At 65.4% G+C, this 422-nt stretch carries 1 protein-coding gene; it reads left to right on the forward strand.

Annotated features, from left to right (window positions below; genetic code table 11):
* On the forward strand, positions 1 to 422 hold a 422-nt coding region (locus QW379_04920; GenBank protein MEM2869748.1), incomplete at both ends, for a hypothetical protein.

Below are 422 nucleotides of genomic sequence, written 5' to 3' on the forward strand. Positions count from 1 at the left end.
TAAGGACCTCACGGTCACCTTGACCGGCGGCAACGGAGGCAGGGCGGCCGACGGGAAGCCCGGCACCTCCAGCGGCGGCGGGAAAGGCGGCGGATACTCGAATGGGGGCGACGTCAGCGGATTTGTGGGCGCCGGTGGAAAGGCAATTTTCGAGCTCGCAGGTGCTCAGCTCGTGGTCGACGGCCTCAAGATGACAGGGACCGGTGGCAACGGGGGCAGGGCCGGCAATGGTGGCGGGAGGGTTGAGGACTTCCAGAACAATGTGGGGGGCGGGGGCGGCGGCGGCTACGCCGGCGGCAATGGGCAGGCGTACGGGGGCCCAAAGGGTGAGGACGCGGGCAAAGTATCAGGCTATGTTGGCTCCGGCGGTCATGTACTTGTGAAGTTCAAGGGCTACACTACGGACGTAAAGAACATCGACA

Source organism: Thermoplasmata archaeon, assembly GCA_038851035.1.
Classification (GTDB): domain Archaea; phylum Thermoplasmatota; class DTKX01; order VGTL01; family VGTL01; genus JAWCLH01.